The following is a 16,583-nucleotide window of genomic DNA, read 5'->3' as shown; positions in this document are numbered from 1 at the left end:
CTATATCTTACATAAAAAATTTTTTATAGACATAAGTTTATTTAGGATAGTAATTCTGTATTCTTACTATTTCTCATATAAACAGTGAGTTTTGATATCAGGTTTAAACGATTGGTTTGAGATAAGGCCATGCGTTAGACATTTAATCATTTAGTCATGATATTTTATTTGTATTATTTTTTCTTGGCTAATCTATACCTTACACTTCGTGATGATATAAAAGCTTCATTAAAGTGACACTATTTTCTTTTAAAATTGAAACACCTATAAAAAACATCGCACATTAAAAAGAGCCTATCGATATAGGCTCTTTTTATTGTTTTTCTACCCTATTAGTTCAGGTATATCCTAGAATGGAATGTCATCATCGACAGGACCATCTGGCATTGCCGTAGGTTTTTGTGTTGGCGCTTGATTTGGTTGATTAAACTGGTTTTGCTGAGCAGGTGCACTTTGATTGTTAAAGCTGTTTTGTTGGCCACCTTGGGCTGCTACGCCGCCCGCCTGATTATAACCACCTTGTTGATTATTGGCTTGTTGACCAAAGTTGTTTTGGTTGTTTTGTCCGCCCTGATTACCATAGCCGCCACCTTGGTTTTGACCACCAAAGTTATTGTTATCTTGACCACCACTTGCGCCATCTAACATTTGCATTTGTTCAGCACGAATTTCAGTAATGTAGCGATCTTGGCCATTTTGATCTTGATATTTACGCGTACGCAAACTGCCCTCAATATAGACCTTACTGCCTTTACGAAGATATTGCGCGGCAATCTCTCCTAAACGGTTAAATAAAGCAATACGGTGCCACTCTGTCGCTTCTCTTTTTTCACCGCTTTGTTTGTCTGTCCATTGCTCTGACGTTGCAACCGAAATATTGGTCACGCTACCGCCATTGTTAAATTGACGTGCCTCAGGGTCTGCTCCAAGGTTACCGATAATGATAACTTTATTAACTCCGCGCATGATACCGTCCTTTTACTTATGAATAATTTAATGAATCGTACAAGCTATTATTGATTGAAACCAATTCATACTATCAGTAATTTGATTTTACTTTAACCAATTTTTGTTTAAATATCTAGGGGGCTTTGTGCCAAATGCGACAGCTCTTGTCGCGAAGTATCTGTCAGCTGGGTCTTGTCTAGCTTAAGATACGCTACTTGCTCCTTTGCCATCACGACCAGCTCATCGACACCATCTACTGCCAACACCTGCCGCGACCAATTTTGTATGTCGATATTTTTGGGGATGGTAACGGTCGTACTCGACAAGTAAGGCGGCTGCGCAATCGGAATAATGATCAGCAGAGCTGCGCCCATAATAAGTGCTAGTATGCCCCACGCCAATAAATTTGGCTGTGTCAATAGTAAGCCGCCCATGGCCCCGCCAACAAAAGCTCCAAAAAACTGACTGGACGAATTAAGTCCCATTGCCGTCGCTTTATTTGCCACTGGCGCGCGCTTAGATATCCAAGACGGAATGGTAGCCTCAAGTAAATTAAAACCCATGAAGTAGAACAACAAACCTAGGATAATCCCGACTCCCAGTTGACTGCCCAAGGCCAATAATGCAAGCGCCGCCGTCATCAAGACAATCGCGCCCAAAAATACTTGACGCATTTTACGTTTTTTTTCGGCGATGATAATAAAGGGAATGGCCACGGCAAAGCCGATAAATAATAGCGGCAAATACACCAAGCCCTGCTGACGTACTGATAGACCTAATACGTCAGAGAGCTGGTGCGGTAAAATCACAAAGATCGCTGTCATGGTCAAATGTAGGGCAAAGATACCGATATGCAAACGGTTTAAATCGCCAATTTTTAACACGCTTACCAACTGCTGACCAATCGATTTATTGTCTAAATTATGCTTGAGCACACGTAGCGGCGTCGGTATGACAAAAAGTAGCATCATTGCTAAAACCGCAAAACCCGATGTCAGCCAAAACAGGCCTGAAATACCAAGCGAACCCACCAGTAGTGGGCCAAAGGCAAAAGCGAGCATAATGGAGGTGGCGATGGTCAATCCCATCGTTGCCATTGCTTTGGTGCGCATCTCTTCTCGTGTCACATCAGCTAACAATGCCATCAGCACCGCCGAGACCGCACCGCTCCCTGCCAGCGCCCGGCCGATAATAACCTCATAAATATCTGTCGCGTTGGCCGCGATGATACCGCCCAAAGCAAATAATATCAGACCCAAAAAGATAATCGGCTTACGCGGGAATTTATCGGCAGCAAGGCTCATCGGTATCTGAAAAATCGCTTGCCCAAGCCCATAAATACCAACGGCCAAACCAATCAAAAACGGCGTGGCATGCGCATAGTTGTCACCATATACAGAGAAAACAGGCACAATCATAAACAAGCCAATCATCCGCAAGGCAAATATACCACCGACCCCGAGAATTGCTCGTTTTTCTACGCTATTCATACTTGCCTCACTGATATTATCATCGCTGATCTGACCTTTTTATCTGACTGTCGATTATGTAGCGCCATTGATACAGGCTCATGCGATCAGCTTCACTTGTCAATCAAGCCCCACAGTATAAAACATTCGCTACTTGGTTGCCGAAACTTTTACCTTTTCAATAACGTGCCCTATAGTTAACCCTCTTCAAAAGACAATCAACTATAGGCTGCTATTTGCAACTTGCTTATTTTACTAGACAGTTTTGTTACTAAGTGCATCTAATGCGCAGTCATACCTTGAATAATGTCATCTGAATGACAATAAAGTAAAACGTCATACAAAATATGATAAAAAACTCCCTAAATAGAAAAACTTCATATATGTAAGCAATGTTATCGTAATCTGTATTGCCCAGCGCTTAAAAAAGGCTTAAAAACATAGATGCGATCTACTGATGAATGAATTTACTCATATATCTTTAACGCAAGTCTATTTTTTAAAATATTAACTGATTACCTGATACTGTTTTTAAAACTGACATAAATATCAGAAAATAACAAAAACTTAGCCAACAAGTAACTGTTTCATTAATTTTATTTAATCTAGACTTTTGTCAATTTTTAACATTAATGGTTTTATAAATAGAATGACATAACATGTGAATGCACAGTTGATACAGCTGTTTTTATGAACAACCACTATAAAACTTTATAACTTATCATTAAACGTATTGTATTTAAATGAAGTAGCCTATGGCTATTAACATACCGATTTCATTTAAAGCTTACTATATATCACTTACTTTAGATTTTATAACCATACGCACATAGTTTTTTTAATAACGCTTTTAGTAAATAGGAAACCTGTAACCGATGGCAAATGACCACATTGCAATACGCGGCGCACGCACTCACAATCTAAAAAACGTTGATCTCGATATTCCACGTGACAAATTCGTGGTAATTACTGGCTTATCCGGCTCAGGAAAGTCATCTTTGGCTTTTGATACACTATATGCTGAAGGACAGCGTCGCTATGTCGAGAGTCTGTCCGCCTACGCCCGTCAGTTCCTCTCACAAATGGAAAAACCAGAAGTCGATAGCATTGAGGGACTCTCTCCTGCTATTGCCATTGAGCAAAAATCAACCAACCATAACCCACGCTCAACAGTCGGTACGATTACTGAGATCTACGATTATCTACGCCTGCTCTATGCGCGTATCGGTACGCCATACTGTCCTGAACATGGTGAGCCGATGGTCGCACAATCGGTGACAGAAATGGTCGATCAAGTCATGGCACTGCCAAACGATACCAAGCTAATGATTTTAGCGCCAGTGGTTCGTGAGCGTAAAGGCGAGCATACCGTATTGCTTGAGCAGCTGATTGGGCAAGGTTTTGTGCGCGTGCGAGTCGATGGTGATGTCTATGATACAGACGAGCTACCAACGCTTGATAAAAAGAAAAAACATACTATTGAGGTTGTGGTTGATCGCTTTAAAGTCCGTGATGACTTAGGTAACCGCGTCGCTGAAAGTCTCGAGACTGCCCTGCGCTTGGGTCAAGGTTTGGTTACGCTGCACTTTATGGATGGCAATCCAAAAGAAGGTGGCGATAAAAATCAAGTCATGTCGTCCAAGCATTCATGCCCTGTCTGTGATCGAGCAGTGCCTGAGCTTGAGCCGCGGATGTTTAGTTTTAACAATCCATACGGTGCTTGCCCAAGCTGTGATGGTTTGGGTAAACGTCAATATTTCGCCGCTGAAAAACTGATTACCCATCATGAAAAATCGCTCAACCAAGGCGCAATTAACGGTTGGGACAAGCGTCATGCATATTATTTTGGTCTGCTCTCTACTGTCTGCAAGCATTTTGACATTGATATGGATACGCCTTGGCAAGACCTGAGCAAAGCGCAACAGGACCTTATTATGCATGGCTCAGGTAAGGAAAAGCTCTCCTTTAACTTTACCGATGAGCGTGGTCGTAAGACCAACAAAACTGTTCCATTTGAAGGCGTGCTGCCTTATCTAGAGCGCCGTTATGCCAAAACCCAAAGTAACCTTGTGCGTGATGAGCTGGCAAAGTATCTGGCTGATACTACCTGTAACGTCTGCGATGGTGCGCGTTTGAATGAGATCTCACGTAATGTCCGCGTTGACGAGCATACTATCGCTGAAATCGTTAAGCTTTCTATCGGTGATGCCGCTGACTATTATAAAACGCTGAAGATTGGCGGCCATAAAGGGGAAGTCGCAGAAAAGATCTTTAAAGAGATTAATGAGCGCTTAAACTTCCTTGTTAGCGTCGGACTTGACTATCTGACCCTTGCCCGCTCTGCCGAGACGCTATCAGGCGGTGAAGCGCAGCGTATCCGTCTTGCCAGCCAAATCGGTGCGGGGCTTATGGGCGTGATGTATGTACTTGATGAGCCGTCTATTGGTCTGCATCAGCGTGACAATGATCGCTTGCTCAAAACCTTAACTCGTTTGCGAGATTTGGGCAATACTGTCCTTGTCGTCGAGCACGATGAGGATGCGATACGTCAAGCCGACCATGTCATCGATATCGGTATCGGTGCGGGCGTCCATGGTGGTCATATTATCGCTCAGGGTACGGTCGATGACATCATGGCCAATAAAGAATCACTAACTGGACAATATATGTCTGGTAAGAAAAAAATCGAGATTCCAAGCATTCGTCATAAAGCTAAAACCATCGATATGGAAGTTAAAGGTAAAGCCAAGCCCAAGCAAGTCCCGATGACGATTGAGCTAAAAGGCGCATCCGGCAACAACCTACATGATGTAGATTTGACCATACCCGTTGGCATTATGACTTGTGTCACTGGTGTCTCAGGCTCAGGCAAATCAACCTTGATCAACCGTACTTTAATGCCGATCGCCGCCACGCAGTTAAATAATGCTTCTACCCTTATTGCAGATAAGCATGAAAGTATCAGCGGCCTTGAGCATTTGGACAAAATGGTCGATATCGATCAAAGTCCAATCGGTCGTACGCCGCGCTCAAACCCTGCAACCTATACAGGTGTCTTTACCCCTGTACGTGAAATGTTCGCCCAAACGCAAGAAGCCCGCGCACGTGGTTATAAGCCAGGTCGCTTTAGCTTCAACGTCAAAGGCGGTCGCTGTGAGATGTGTCAGGGCGATGGCCTGATCAAAGTTGAGATGCACTTTTTGCCTGATATGTATGTGCCGTGTGATACCTGCGAAGGCAAACGCTATAATCGCGAAACTTTAGAGATTCACTATAAAGGCAAAAGCATCGCTGAAGTGCTCGATATGACCGTTGAAGATGCCACTGAGTTCTTCTCAGCGATCCCAGCGATCTATCGCCGTCTGCAAGCACTCATGGATGTCGGTCTTGGTTATATTCGCTTGGGTCAGTCTGCGCCGACGCTGTCTGGTGGTGAAGCACAGCGGGTCAAACTGGCGCGTGAGCTTGCCAAACGCGATACCGGACAGACGCTGTATATCTTGGACGAGCCGACCACGGGTCTGCATTTTCATGATATCGATAAACTGCTCAATATCCTGCATGCGCTACGTGATAAAGGCAATACTATCGTCGTCATCGAGCATAACTTGGACGTCATCAAGACCGCGGATTGGGTGATTGATCTTGGCCCTGAAGGCGGTAAAGGTGGTGGACTGATCATCGCGGAAGGTACGCCTGAAGAAGTCGCGGAAGTGAAAGGCTCATATACAGGTGAGTTTTTGAAGCCGATGCTTAAGCAAGCGATGAAAGAAGTGAGTTAATACCGTTAGTTATGATTGATAAAAGGCCACTCTTTATAAGGTGGCCTTTTTCTTGGGTGGAATCAGGCTTTGTCTAACCTGCACACTGTAGGTATTGATTAATAGGTATCAAGACCTATAGCGCACTGCGTTACCTTTCTTAATGTTTATTAAAGATACTTAAATATTGAATGTATTAATATTTAAAGGGTTGAATATGATGCGTAGACGCATACGAGATATAAATAACCGGTTAAGAACCCGGTAGCAAGTGGTAACACGTACAAATTGACACTGCTAACCCCTATACCACCCCTAAAACCTTTAAGGACTTTTTATGAAAAAATTATTGTTCATTATCTTGGCATCTACTGTTGGCGTTAGCGCCTGTGCGTCAAGCGACTCATCAAATGGCACAAGCGATCGCAACCATCAAAGACCTGCGATGTCCGCCGATATGAAGCAAGCTATGGATGACTGTGCTAAAAAAGCGGGCGTAAAAATGAATAAAGAGAGTCGTCCAAGTAAAAGCGATATGAAAAAAATAGATGCGTGTCTAAGTGCGAAAGGGTTTGAAAAGCCTGCAGGCCAAGGTCGTCACTAATAACTGGTATTTGTTAGATGATCATTGATAAAAGGCCACTCTTTATAGGGTGGCCTTTTTTGTTGGGTTGTGGTTTTATTTTAGTGTTAATATCATTATCAGCTTAAGAACATATGTAAGGTAAACAGCGATGGCAAATGTAGCAAATCTTGAAAAGAAGCTTTTAGAGCTAATAAATACTGACGATTCTTTCGCTATTGCGCTGACTGGTGAGTGGGGTGTTGGAAAAACATATTTTTGGAAATATTTTAAACAGAAGAACCTCAATAAATTTAAGCTGCAAAAGTATGCCTATGTATCTTTATTTGGTATTGACTCACTAGATTCTTTAAAATATGAAATTGCTGTCAAAACTCATGCAATTAATCAGCTAGAGGACAGATTACAAGGAGCTAAATCATTATTCAATAAAGCTTTAGATACTGTTGATTTTTCTAAAATGGGAGGTAATGGTTTAAGCCTAAATATAGGAAAAAGCTTTATAACTAGCATGTTATCTAGTCTAGTATCTAAAACTGTTATCTGTATTGATGATATTGAAAGAGTCTCAGACAATTTACCGATTAAAGACGTTATGGGCTTAATTAACGATTTAAAGTTGGAAAAAAACTGCCAAGTTATTGTAATCCTACATGACGCTAAAGCAAACAAGCAATTCCAAGAATATAAAGAAAAGGTCCTTGATGAAGTTCTTGTTCTTGATGATAATTTAGCTATATTACAGACTTTTATCACAGATGATATTGCATTAGATGTCATGCAACTATTCTATCGTACAATGAACGTCAAAAACTTAAGGTTTTATAATAAGGTACTTAATAATTATCAGCAAATTACTACTTCCATCACATCACTAAGCAAAACCAGTAGAGAGTACATACTAAAAAACCTTTTAATTGTTCGCTGGATAGACGAGTTTCAACCAGAAATAATTTTAGATAACGAGCAGAGTTCCTTTAAAGCTACCTTAGACTTATTTCTTGATAAAAACAAAAGTTTTATCAAAATGTCTGATGATCGTTTTTTGATGCAAACTGAAGAGATTAAAGCCTTCAGAAATCACTTGGAACCGTTTTACCCTTTATTCTCATTTGATGACTGGGCTATGCATATTATAAGTATGCTGCATAATCATGACATATCAGAAGAGTCTATAAAATATTTAATAGAAAAAGATATTCTATCAGAAGTAAATCTTCAAGATGACCTATTTCATCAACAGGTTATAAATGAGTTTCATAGCCTAAAGCTTCAGCCTAATTTCTGTGAACGCCTATATTATTCAGCATGTGCTAAGATTCAAAGGTCTGAGCTAAATAATATTAGCTTTTATTGTAATATCTTTGAAAACTGTGGTAGAAAAGGTTTAGCGCAACAGCTGGAAAATCACGTTAAGCAGTTTATTGAACGAGAGATAAACACATCACAATCAAGGCCAACTATTGGTGACTGGTATCGCTTTAAGATAGAGCCTTATGAAAGATTTCGTGAATTTATTGTTGAAAGTATAGAAAACTATCGACCCATCAATGTTAACTCTCATATTATTTCTTCTGTTTTTTTACGATACTATAAAGACAGAATTTCGAATGGTGATGATGAAGATATTCTTACATCAATTGATAAAAGCACTTTAAGAGAAGTAATTTGGACAGAAATTGAAGATGAAAGGTATCGTAGACAATTTATTCACTCTATTTTGCTACATCCTGTACTTAACGAAGTTGAAGGTAAGAAGGAGGAAGTGAGGATGTGGATACTAGAGCTTTTAAATGAGAAAATAGAAGAAAGCTCAGGAAGTGAAGTTCCTATTAGAATGTGGTTAAAGAGCACTAATGATTTGACAGAAAATCTTTCCTAATCATATTAACTATAGCCTTCAGTTAAATACTAGTCTTTAGAAGCGGTTTAGCCCCGATTGTAGCGGCTATCCTGCTCAATTGGAGGAGTTGCGAGGACTAGGTTTTGGCTTGGCTACGCGGAGCAAGAGACAGGACAAACCGTAGCCCTCGCCTCGTATCAATGAGCAGATAGAAGCGAAAAGCGAGATTAGCTCCAAACATAAAACCACTCCACCTAAATAAACTCTCTCTCAACATTCATCATCCGCGCATCTACCGTCCGTTCTATTTTCTCCTCAATTTGGCTGCATTGTGACTCCACTTCACGTTTGGATAATCCGACGATCACAAACGTCCACTCGCTGGCATCATGCCGATCACGCTCATCGCTCTCACAGACAGCGACGCTTGGTGTATTGCCAAAGCGCGCATGCAAGCCGCCCATGCGTTGGCGTTTTTCTTTTAATGAGCTACAGCCCGGTAGCGCAAAAGTCAGCGTTAAGATAGCGATATGCATTTTATACTCCTTACCAAAAAAGTTTATACTTTATAGTAGCATCAAATATAATGTCCGATAATGCCTGCGTGTCAGCATCTAGACCCTTTATAATAGCGTACCAATACCAACAAACATACGTATCTCGCCCATGACCTCTATCAGCTACGTACAGCAGCAGCGCATCACTCGACTATGCGTGCGCTGCGGATTACTTCTTATGCAATACGGCGCTGAGTCTGCCGTGGTGGTTGACTTGTCTAAACGTTTGGGATTTGCTTTGGGCATGAGTAGCGTCGAATGTTCGCTTAATTTTAATGCCATTACCTTGACGACCATCTGTAATGAACGCTGTATCACCACTACCAGAGACACGATCAATCAAAGCATTAATGTCAATTTATTGGTACAAATCCAGCAAATCGTTAATAAAACCGAAGCCGATAGAAATATTGACAAGCTACAGTCTGAGCTGACTGACCGCACCACCCGTGCCTTTGATGAGTTAGATAAGACAGTATATCCAACGTGGCTGGTAGGCATATTCGTTGGTGCATCTTGTGCTGCGTTTGCAAATCTTAATGGTGGCAGTTGGTCGATTACCGCCGTAACCTTTATCGCTGGCATGGTAGCGATGTTTACCCGCATTTATTTAGCCAAGCACCACTTCAATCCCTTTATCACGGTCATCGTAACGGCTTTTATCGCCTCTTTGATTGGGGCAACGACTTACTATTTTGATATTGGTAATAATGCTGATATTGCAGTTGCCTCGAGCGTGCTATTACTGGTGCCAAGCTTTCCTTTGATTAACTCTTTCTCAGACATTCTAAAAGGCTATGTCAATATTGGGGTTGGACGTGCGGTGTTTACATATATGTTGACCTTGTCCGCCTGCGTTGGCATCGTGATGGCACTGGTTTTACTGCAAATACAGCACTGGGGGTTTTGATATGTGGTTTATTGAAACCGTAGTATTGTCATGCATCATTACCCTTGGTTGGACGCTGATGTTCAGCGTACCCAAACGCTATATTTTGCCGTGTTTGCTGATGACTGCGTTTGGCTTTGGGCTAAAAACAGCGCTTGTCTATCAACATATCCATCTGGTGGTAGCCAGCTTTTTTGGGGCGATGCTTGCCAGCTTTTTGGGCGTCTACTTTTCTAAAAAATATACCCTACCGCCCAAAGCGTTAATTTCACCAAGCGTCATCTGTATGATGCCAGGTATCGCCGCTTATAAGGCGATGGTCAGCATGGTACAGATTGGCTATTTTGGCTTTTCGGACGAGTTATTTAGCCAAATGATGGTGTATTTGTTTGAAGCCTTATTTGTGACCTCAGGATTGGTACTGGGCTTATCCATTCCCGGGCTATTATTTTATAGACGGCGCGCCATTGTTTAAGTGGGTTTAAATGGTGACTATTTTACTTAAAGACTTTTATAAATTGATCCTTGGCTCTCAACTTAGGTAAAATGCTGGGCTAAAAACCCAGCCTACGCCAAGAAAAATAAATAATTGAGATTGGATTATTAATACTACTTGGCACGTCTTAAGCATGAAAAAACTTGTAAGATATACTCTCATACCCATTACAGTAAAGTTCACAATAAAACTAAACAACAATCGCATTCATATTATTCATCACAAGCATTGACTAAAGAGACTCAACCATGACAAAACATTATGACTATATCGCCATTGGTGGCGGTAGCGGCGGCATTGCCTCCATCAATCGCGCGGCAAGCTATGGCAAAAAATGCGCCATTATCGAAGCGGAGCAGTTAGGCGGTACTTGCGTCAATTGGGGCTGTGTGCCCAAAAAGGTCATGTGGTACGGCGCGCAAGTGGCCGAAGCCATCGAAAAATATGCGCCTGATTACGGTTTTGATGTCGAGTTAAAGGGCTTTGATTTTCAAAAGCTAGTCAACAGTCGCCAACAATATATCCAAAACATTCACCGCGCTTATGATAATAACTTGGCCAAAAATGGCGTGGAAGTGATAAAAGGCTTTGCCAAGTTTGTCGATACCAATACGGTCGAAGTCAATGGCGAGCATATCACGGCTGATCATATTTTGATCGCAACGGGCGGTCATCCTATTAAACCAAATATTAAAGGTGCAGAATACGGTATTGATTCTGACGGTTTTTTTGCCTTAAATGCTTTGCCAAAACGGGTAGCCATCGTCGGGGCAGGATATATCGCCGTTGAAATCGCTGGCGTGCTCAACAGCTTGGGTGCTGAGGTGCATCTGTATGTCCGTCAACACTCGCCGCTACGCTCCTTTGACCATACCATCGTGGAGACCTTGCTGATAGAGATGGAGCAGGATGGCATTCAATTGCACACCGATACCACACTAACGGAAGTCCATAAAAAAGAAGATGGCTGTTTAGAGTTGTTTATCAAAGACGGCGCTCTTGATACCGTAGATTGTTTGATTTGGGCGATTGGTCGCGCGCCTTCTACTGACGGTATTAACTTGGAAGTGACAGGTGTAGAGACGACTGATAACGGTAAAATCAAAGTCGATAAGTTCCAAAATACTAATGTTGACGGCATTTACGCAGTCGGTGACATTATCGAAAACAGCATTGATTTGACCCCTGTTGCTATCGCGGCGGGTCGTAGACTATCTGAGCGCTTGTTTAATGACAAAACCGATGAGCATTTGGTTTATGACTTGATACCGACGGTTATCTTTACCCATCCGCCTATTGGCACGATTGGCTTGTCTGAGATTGATGCGGTCAATCACTTTGGTAAAGACAACATTAAATGCTATACCTCAACATTTACTTCTATGTATAGCGCAGTGACGCAGCATCGTCAAAAGTGCGTGATGAAGCTGGTGTGCTTAGGCGAAGATGAAAAAGTCATCGGCTTGCACGGCATCGGCTTTGGTGTCGATGAGATGATTCAAGGCTTTGCGGTGGCGATCAAGATGGGCGCGACCAAGGCTGACTTTGACAATACGGTCGCTATTCATCCTACTGGTTCAGAAGAGTTTGTGACCATGCGCTGATATATGCGTTAATTTGATAGATAATATTGATGAAAAGGCTATTCTTGACGGAATAGCCTTTTTTATTGCCTATTTTTGATTTCGTGTAGTGTCAGATACAGACAGCACAATCATGATACTGCTATGATGCGCTTAATAGAAGCCGTTTGTGAGATGACTGTGTGGCAAGTATACCTCTATATTTTACCAATTGGCCTTGGGATTATGACGTTAGCGGCAAGCTTGCTGGGCTTGTTTGCATACCTCATGTCGGATGACAATGCCACGCGTCTGCCAGCTTTTAACTGGTTTAAGCGTTTAATTATTGTGGCATTTATTCTACTAAGCGTTGGGCTGTTTATGACCTTTGGGCATTTTTGGGGTTAGCTCAAGTCTGATACAATTAAAGCCAACCTTTATGAGCTAACGATTTTCTCTAATTCTAATAACGCTAAGTCTTGACGCTTTGGTTCGCCATTATTGCCGTCATCTGGGAACGGCATCTCGTTACCATTCAACTGATAGCCGCGGCGCTGATAATAAGCCAATAGCTCGGGGCGATGACTTAAAATAGACATGGTCAGACGACTTGGTTGATCATTACCTTGTAGATGCCGCTCTGCAAAAGTCTCAGCTGCCTCTAATATCACATTTCCCACACCGCAACCTTGCAAGTCTGGATGTACCGCAAACATACCAATATAGGCTTTTTCATTTGCGTCAGCGTCGATTTTCATATCAACGGCAATACAACCCAACAGCTCGTCAGTTTCATCGCCATCCTGAGCGCCAGTCGTCGTTTTTGGATAAACGAAAAGATAATGTTTTGGATTATCGATGATGCTCGCCAGCTCAGACTGAGTAATACGAATGCCACCGACCAAGTCGGCTTCATTGGTCCAGCCTGCTGTTTCTCGATAACAGCGATTTAATAACTGCTCAAGTGCGCCAACATCATCCGCTTTTGCTTGCCGTAAAAACACAGCGTCTTTGTTTAGAAGGTTATTATCCATTTTATAAGGTGTCCTTTTATTATTGCTATATAAAAAAGCTGACTTGGATAACCAAGCCAGCTTTAATAGTAAACCTTATGTGCCTTTAAATGCTAGCGCGATAATGCTTGGGCCTGCTCGATAATATCGAATCCAGTATTGATCTGCGCGCGCGTCGGTGCGTGACCACGACGCAGCAGCTCACTAAAAGCGACCAACTCTTTATCACGCCCTAAAGTACTTGCAGCACTTGCACGAGTATCTTCTCCCTCATCATCGAAGTAGTACTCGATATAATCGAGCGTGTCAGGCGAGCCAAGTAAGATATTATTATCTGGTGAAGCTGCATGTCCGCTGTAGCGTAGGCTCTTGCCATATTGCATCGTCCAGAAGAAAGGAATGCGCGCTTCTAACGAATTGACATTATCATCGTTTAATATCGCTGCCGCTGTGACCATGCCATGCTGCAAAGCCACGCGCCAATGTTCGATACGCATACGTCCCATCTGACCGGATGCTTTTGCAATGTCGCCAAGCGCATAAACCCCATCGCGCAGCTGCAGATGACTGTCGACTTGCACACCATCTGGATCATTCACCTCGTTTAAAACCTCTGTACGCGGTGCCACGCCCGTACCCAGAATCACAATATCGGCATCGATATGCTCGCCATTGGCAAGCGTCACACCGCCTACTTGTGAAAAGGTTTTATCATGTTTAGGATGCTCAGCCTTACTTTCAACTTGAGTGATTTTATTGACAGTGGCATTAAACACAAAGTTTATGCCGTTGTCTTTATGCAGCTTAATCAACGCATTGCTCACAGTTTCTGATACGATATTGCCCATTACCCGATCGTCCTGTCCAATCACCGTAATCGAAGCGGGCGTACCTGCTTGTGCCAATGCAGAAGCGACCTCCATACCGATAAAGCCTGTACCTACAATCACCACACGCTGGTCATGACTGGCCGCTTTAATCAACTTGGCATCCTCCATGCTACGCAAGGTATAAACGCCATCCAAATCAGCTCCTGTGATAGGCGGTATGTTTGGCTCAGCACCTGTCGCTACCACTAAAAAATCTGCAGTCTGTCGCTCACTATTGCCGCTATCATTGGTGATAACGACGGTAGACTCATTGGGTAGTACTTCGCTAACCGTTTGATTGAGGCGTAAATCGATATCGTTATCATTGGCCCATTTTGCACCGCCTAGTAACAGCTTGTCTTCCTCCATATTCCCCGCTAAAAAGGCTTTTGATAATAAAGGACGATTATAAGGGGCTTTATTCTCTTTGCTGATCAAGGTAATCTTGCCACCATAGCCCGTATGACGCAGCTGATTGGCCGTCATAAACCCTGCACCGCCACCACCAACGATAATAGTATGAGTATCGATCAGCTTGTCATTGATCAAGTTTTGATTCATTTTTGCTGAGGTATCGACGCTCAAGCTCTCGCCCTCATCTGTCAGCTGATATTGAGTCAATCCGCGCATGGCAACTGGCTCTAATAGCGTCCCATCACGATTGTCAAAAGTTGCATGGTGCCAAGGACAGACGACTCGACTACCGCAGCGCAACCCTGTGCCCAAATCTGCGCCAGCATGCGGACACTTGCCATCAAAGGCAAAAAACTCATCCTCATCGCGAGTGATTAAAATGATACTATCATCATCTTGTTTATATGACTTCATGCCACCATTTGGAATATCAGATTTATTGATGGTCACGATATTCTCGGTATGAATTTTATTATCGGCTAGGTTGTTATTCATCTGGCTCATAGGTCATCCTTAACAGTTATAATTATGTTCTGTATAAAACGTACCGTAATGGTCGATATACTTTAAAAGAGACAAGGTTACTGCGAACTACCGAGCGTGACTAAGATGATTTTTACAAAGCTTCTGTCAGCGTAGGCACAACAAGTGAGGAAAATTTGTACCAGTAACGCACTATAATATCCTGTATCCATTTTAGTTTGTATCGACTATACATTTAAAAAACAGCTCTATTGATAGTAACAAGCCCACTTAACGTACGCTGTTTATTTGTACGTTCGCTGCGTTGCAAAACGTAACTGATTAATATTTACTAGCTCTAATTAATTGGCCTTACCCTTTCAACCCAAAACTTACCATTAAAATACAAGACCACTTTATGACTTCTCAAGATAACTATAAAAAAACGACAGATAACTTTAATGCTCAATCTGCCTTAGCTCAATCTGACTTAGACAGTCAGCCAACTCATAACGAGCAGCTTGATATCGCAAGCTTTGATATCGCAAGTTTCGATATCAAAGCGGCGACAGATACCGAGCAGCTCCCTCAGCCCATACTGCCACCTTTAAAGCAGGCAACCTACAAAACATATAACACAGACTTTATCGTTAACGAGATATTGCCGATTGACTTCACTGGCGAAGGCGAGCATCTATGGTTACATATCAAAAAGTCCGGTGTAAATACTGCTTATTTAGCCAAATTACTGTCCGAGTGGGCAGAGATTCCATTACGTGATGTTGGTTATTCAGGACTCAAAGACCGCCATGCACTGACAACGCAGTGGTTTAGCCTGCGGATACCCAAAAAGCAATTGCCAGAGACTAAATTTGCACCAATAGATATCGGTGACAACGAATCAGTCACCATCCTTACGCAGCACTGGCACAATAAAAAGCTTAATCGCGGTACACATAGGGCTAATCAATTTATTATCACCTTGCGAGATATTGAATTGGAAGCTAACGATAAGTCGTCTGTAGAGCAGCATTTGCAAAATATCAGCGCAACTGGCGTACCCAATTACTTTGGTCCGCAGCGTTTTGGATGGCATGGTAATAATATAACAGAGGCGTTAAGGCTGTTCGCACGCCCAGCACCAAAAGATCGTCCGCAAACAAAAAAGAGTAAACGTAAACGTGCACCGCGTGAGCAACATGCGATGGAGTTGTCTGCCGCGCGTAGTTTACTATTCAATGAGATATTGGCAGCCAGAGTCCGCGACGGCAGTTGGAATATAGGACTTGCCGGTGAAGTATTTAACTTAGATGGCTCAGGCTCGATATTTGCTAGTGAAGAGGTAGACGAGTCGCTACGTGCGCGTGTTGCCAGTGGGGATATTCATCCAACTGGTGTGCTGTGGGGCGTAGGTAACGATAAAGTCAGCGGCATAGCAGCCCAGCTCGAAAACGATATAGTACAGTGCAATCCATTATTAGCACAGCTAGCAGTGGGTCTAGAAAAACGCGACGTCAAAGCCCAACGACGAGCACTACGATTACCCGTTGAAGCGATGCGTTGGACGTGGCAAGAGGAACAAACAGATGGTAAGCAAACGCTCGTATTAAATTTTACTTTGACGACTGGCAGCTTTGCTACTAGTGTACTGGCAGGTTTGGTACAACAGCTAAGCAGCTCATCATCGAAGGTGTAAGGCTTTGTAGCTTTGTACTAA

Annotated in this window: 13 protein-coding genes; 8 read left to right on the top strand and 5 right to left on the bottom strand. The window is 42.6% G+C overall.

The annotated features are described in order from the left end of the window. Nucleotides 1-348 precede the first annotated feature (348 nt). Entirely contained in the window at nucleotides 349-966 is a 618-nt protein-coding gene (ssb, locus tag ACTXGH_RS01105) for a single-stranded DNA-binding protein (RefSeq protein WP_439261793.1), read from the bottom strand. A 107-nt stretch (nucleotides 967-1,073) separates the two neighbouring features. Next, nucleotides 1,074-2,438, bottom strand: a complete 1,365-nt coding sequence (locus ACTXGH_RS01100) for an MFS transporter (protein ID WP_439295707.1) — start codon at nucleotides 2,436-2,438, stop codon at nucleotides 1,074-1,076. A gap of 854 nt (nucleotides 2,439-3,292) precedes the next feature. On the opposite strand from ACTXGH_RS01100, the gene uvrA reads away from it, so the two are divergent. The 3 genes from uvrA (at nucleotide 3,293) to ACTXGH_RS01085 (ending at nucleotide 8,643) form a co-directional block, all read left to right on the top strand. Then, on the top strand, nucleotides 3,293-6,199 hold the full coding sequence (uvrA, locus tag ACTXGH_RS01095; protein ID WP_439295708.1) for an excinuclease ABC subunit UvrA: 2,907 nt from the start codon (nucleotides 3,293-3,295) through the stop codon (nucleotides 6,197-6,199). 316 nt (nucleotides 6,200-6,515) lie between these two features. Then, the gene (locus ACTXGH_RS01090) at nucleotides 6,516-6,782 is read left to right on the top strand and encodes a hypothetical protein (protein ID WP_439295709.1); all 267 of its coding nucleotides are present in this window, start codon (nucleotides 6,516-6,518) and stop codon (nucleotides 6,780-6,782) included. 130 nt (nucleotides 6,783-6,912) lie between these two features. Continuing rightward, complete coding sequence (locus ACTXGH_RS01085; RefSeq protein WP_439295710.1) at nucleotides 6,913-8,643, top strand: hypothetical protein; 1,731 nt, start codon at nucleotides 6,913-6,915, stop codon at nucleotides 8,641-8,643. Between the two features lie 215 nt (nucleotides 8,644-8,858). On the opposite strand, the gene ACTXGH_RS01080 is transcribed toward ACTXGH_RS01085, so the two are convergent. Next, nucleotides 8,859-9,140 (bottom strand): DUF503 domain-containing protein, encoded by a 282-nt coding sequence (locus ACTXGH_RS01080; protein ID WP_439295711.1) that lies wholly within the window; start codon nucleotides 9,138-9,140, stop codon nucleotides 8,859-8,861. Nucleotides 9,141-9,270: 130 nt separating this feature from the next. Here ACTXGH_RS01080 and ACTXGH_RS01075 point away from each other — a divergent pair, with 130 nt between their 5' ends. The 4 genes from ACTXGH_RS01075 (at nucleotide 9,271) to ACTXGH_RS01060 (ending at nucleotide 12,516) form a co-directional block, all read left to right on the top strand. Beyond that, a complete protein-coding gene (locus ACTXGH_RS01075; RefSeq protein ID WP_439295712.1) occupies nucleotides 9,271-10,071 on the top strand; it encodes a threonine/serine exporter family protein in 801 nt (266 codons plus the stop codon). Nucleotide 10,072: 1 nt separating this feature from the next. Next, nucleotides 10,073-10,525: a threonine/serine exporter family protein gene (locus ACTXGH_RS01070; RefSeq protein ID WP_068037441.1), complete on the top strand. Its 453-nt coding sequence runs from the start codon at nucleotides 10,073-10,075 to the stop codon at nucleotides 10,523-10,525. Nucleotides 10,526-10,794: 269 nt separating this feature from the next. Beyond that, on the top strand, nucleotides 10,795-12,150 hold the full coding sequence (gorA, locus tag ACTXGH_RS01065; protein ID WP_439295713.1) for a glutathione-disulfide reductase: 1,356 nt from the start codon (nucleotides 10,795-10,797) through the stop codon (nucleotides 12,148-12,150). 123 nt (nucleotides 12,151-12,273) lie between these two features. Then, on the top strand, nucleotides 12,274-12,516 hold the full coding sequence (locus ACTXGH_RS01060; RefSeq protein WP_439295714.1) for a hypothetical protein: 243 nt from the start codon (nucleotides 12,274-12,276) through the stop codon (nucleotides 12,514-12,516). 29 nt (nucleotides 12,517-12,545) lie between these two features. Here the strand turns inward: ACTXGH_RS01060 and ACTXGH_RS01055 are convergent, their stop codons facing one another. Further along, nucleotides 12,546-13,142, bottom strand: a complete 597-nt coding sequence (locus ACTXGH_RS01055; protein WP_439295715.1) for a GNAT family N-acetyltransferase — start codon at nucleotides 13,140-13,142, stop codon at nucleotides 12,546-12,548. 92 nt (nucleotides 13,143-13,234) lie between these two features. Next, nucleotides 13,235-14,908: an FAD-dependent oxidoreductase gene (locus tag ACTXGH_RS01050; protein ID WP_439295716.1), complete on the bottom strand. Its 1,674-nt coding sequence runs from the start codon at nucleotides 14,906-14,908 to the stop codon at nucleotides 13,235-13,237. 376 nt (nucleotides 14,909-15,284) lie between these two features. On the opposite strand from ACTXGH_RS01050, the gene truD reads away from it, so the two are divergent. Then, a complete protein-coding gene (truD, locus tag ACTXGH_RS01045; RefSeq protein WP_439295717.1) occupies nucleotides 15,285-16,562 on the top strand; it encodes a tRNA pseudouridine(13) synthase TruD in 1,278 nt (425 codons plus the stop codon). The last annotated feature ends 21 nt before the right edge of the window (nucleotides 16,563-16,583 follow it).

Source organism: Psychrobacter sp. 1Y10 (assembly GCF_052259005.1).
GTDB lineage: Bacteria > Pseudomonadota > Gammaproteobacteria > Pseudomonadales > Moraxellaceae > Psychrobacter > Psychrobacter saeujeotis.
This window is presented reverse-complemented; position numbering and strand designations above follow the sequence as displayed.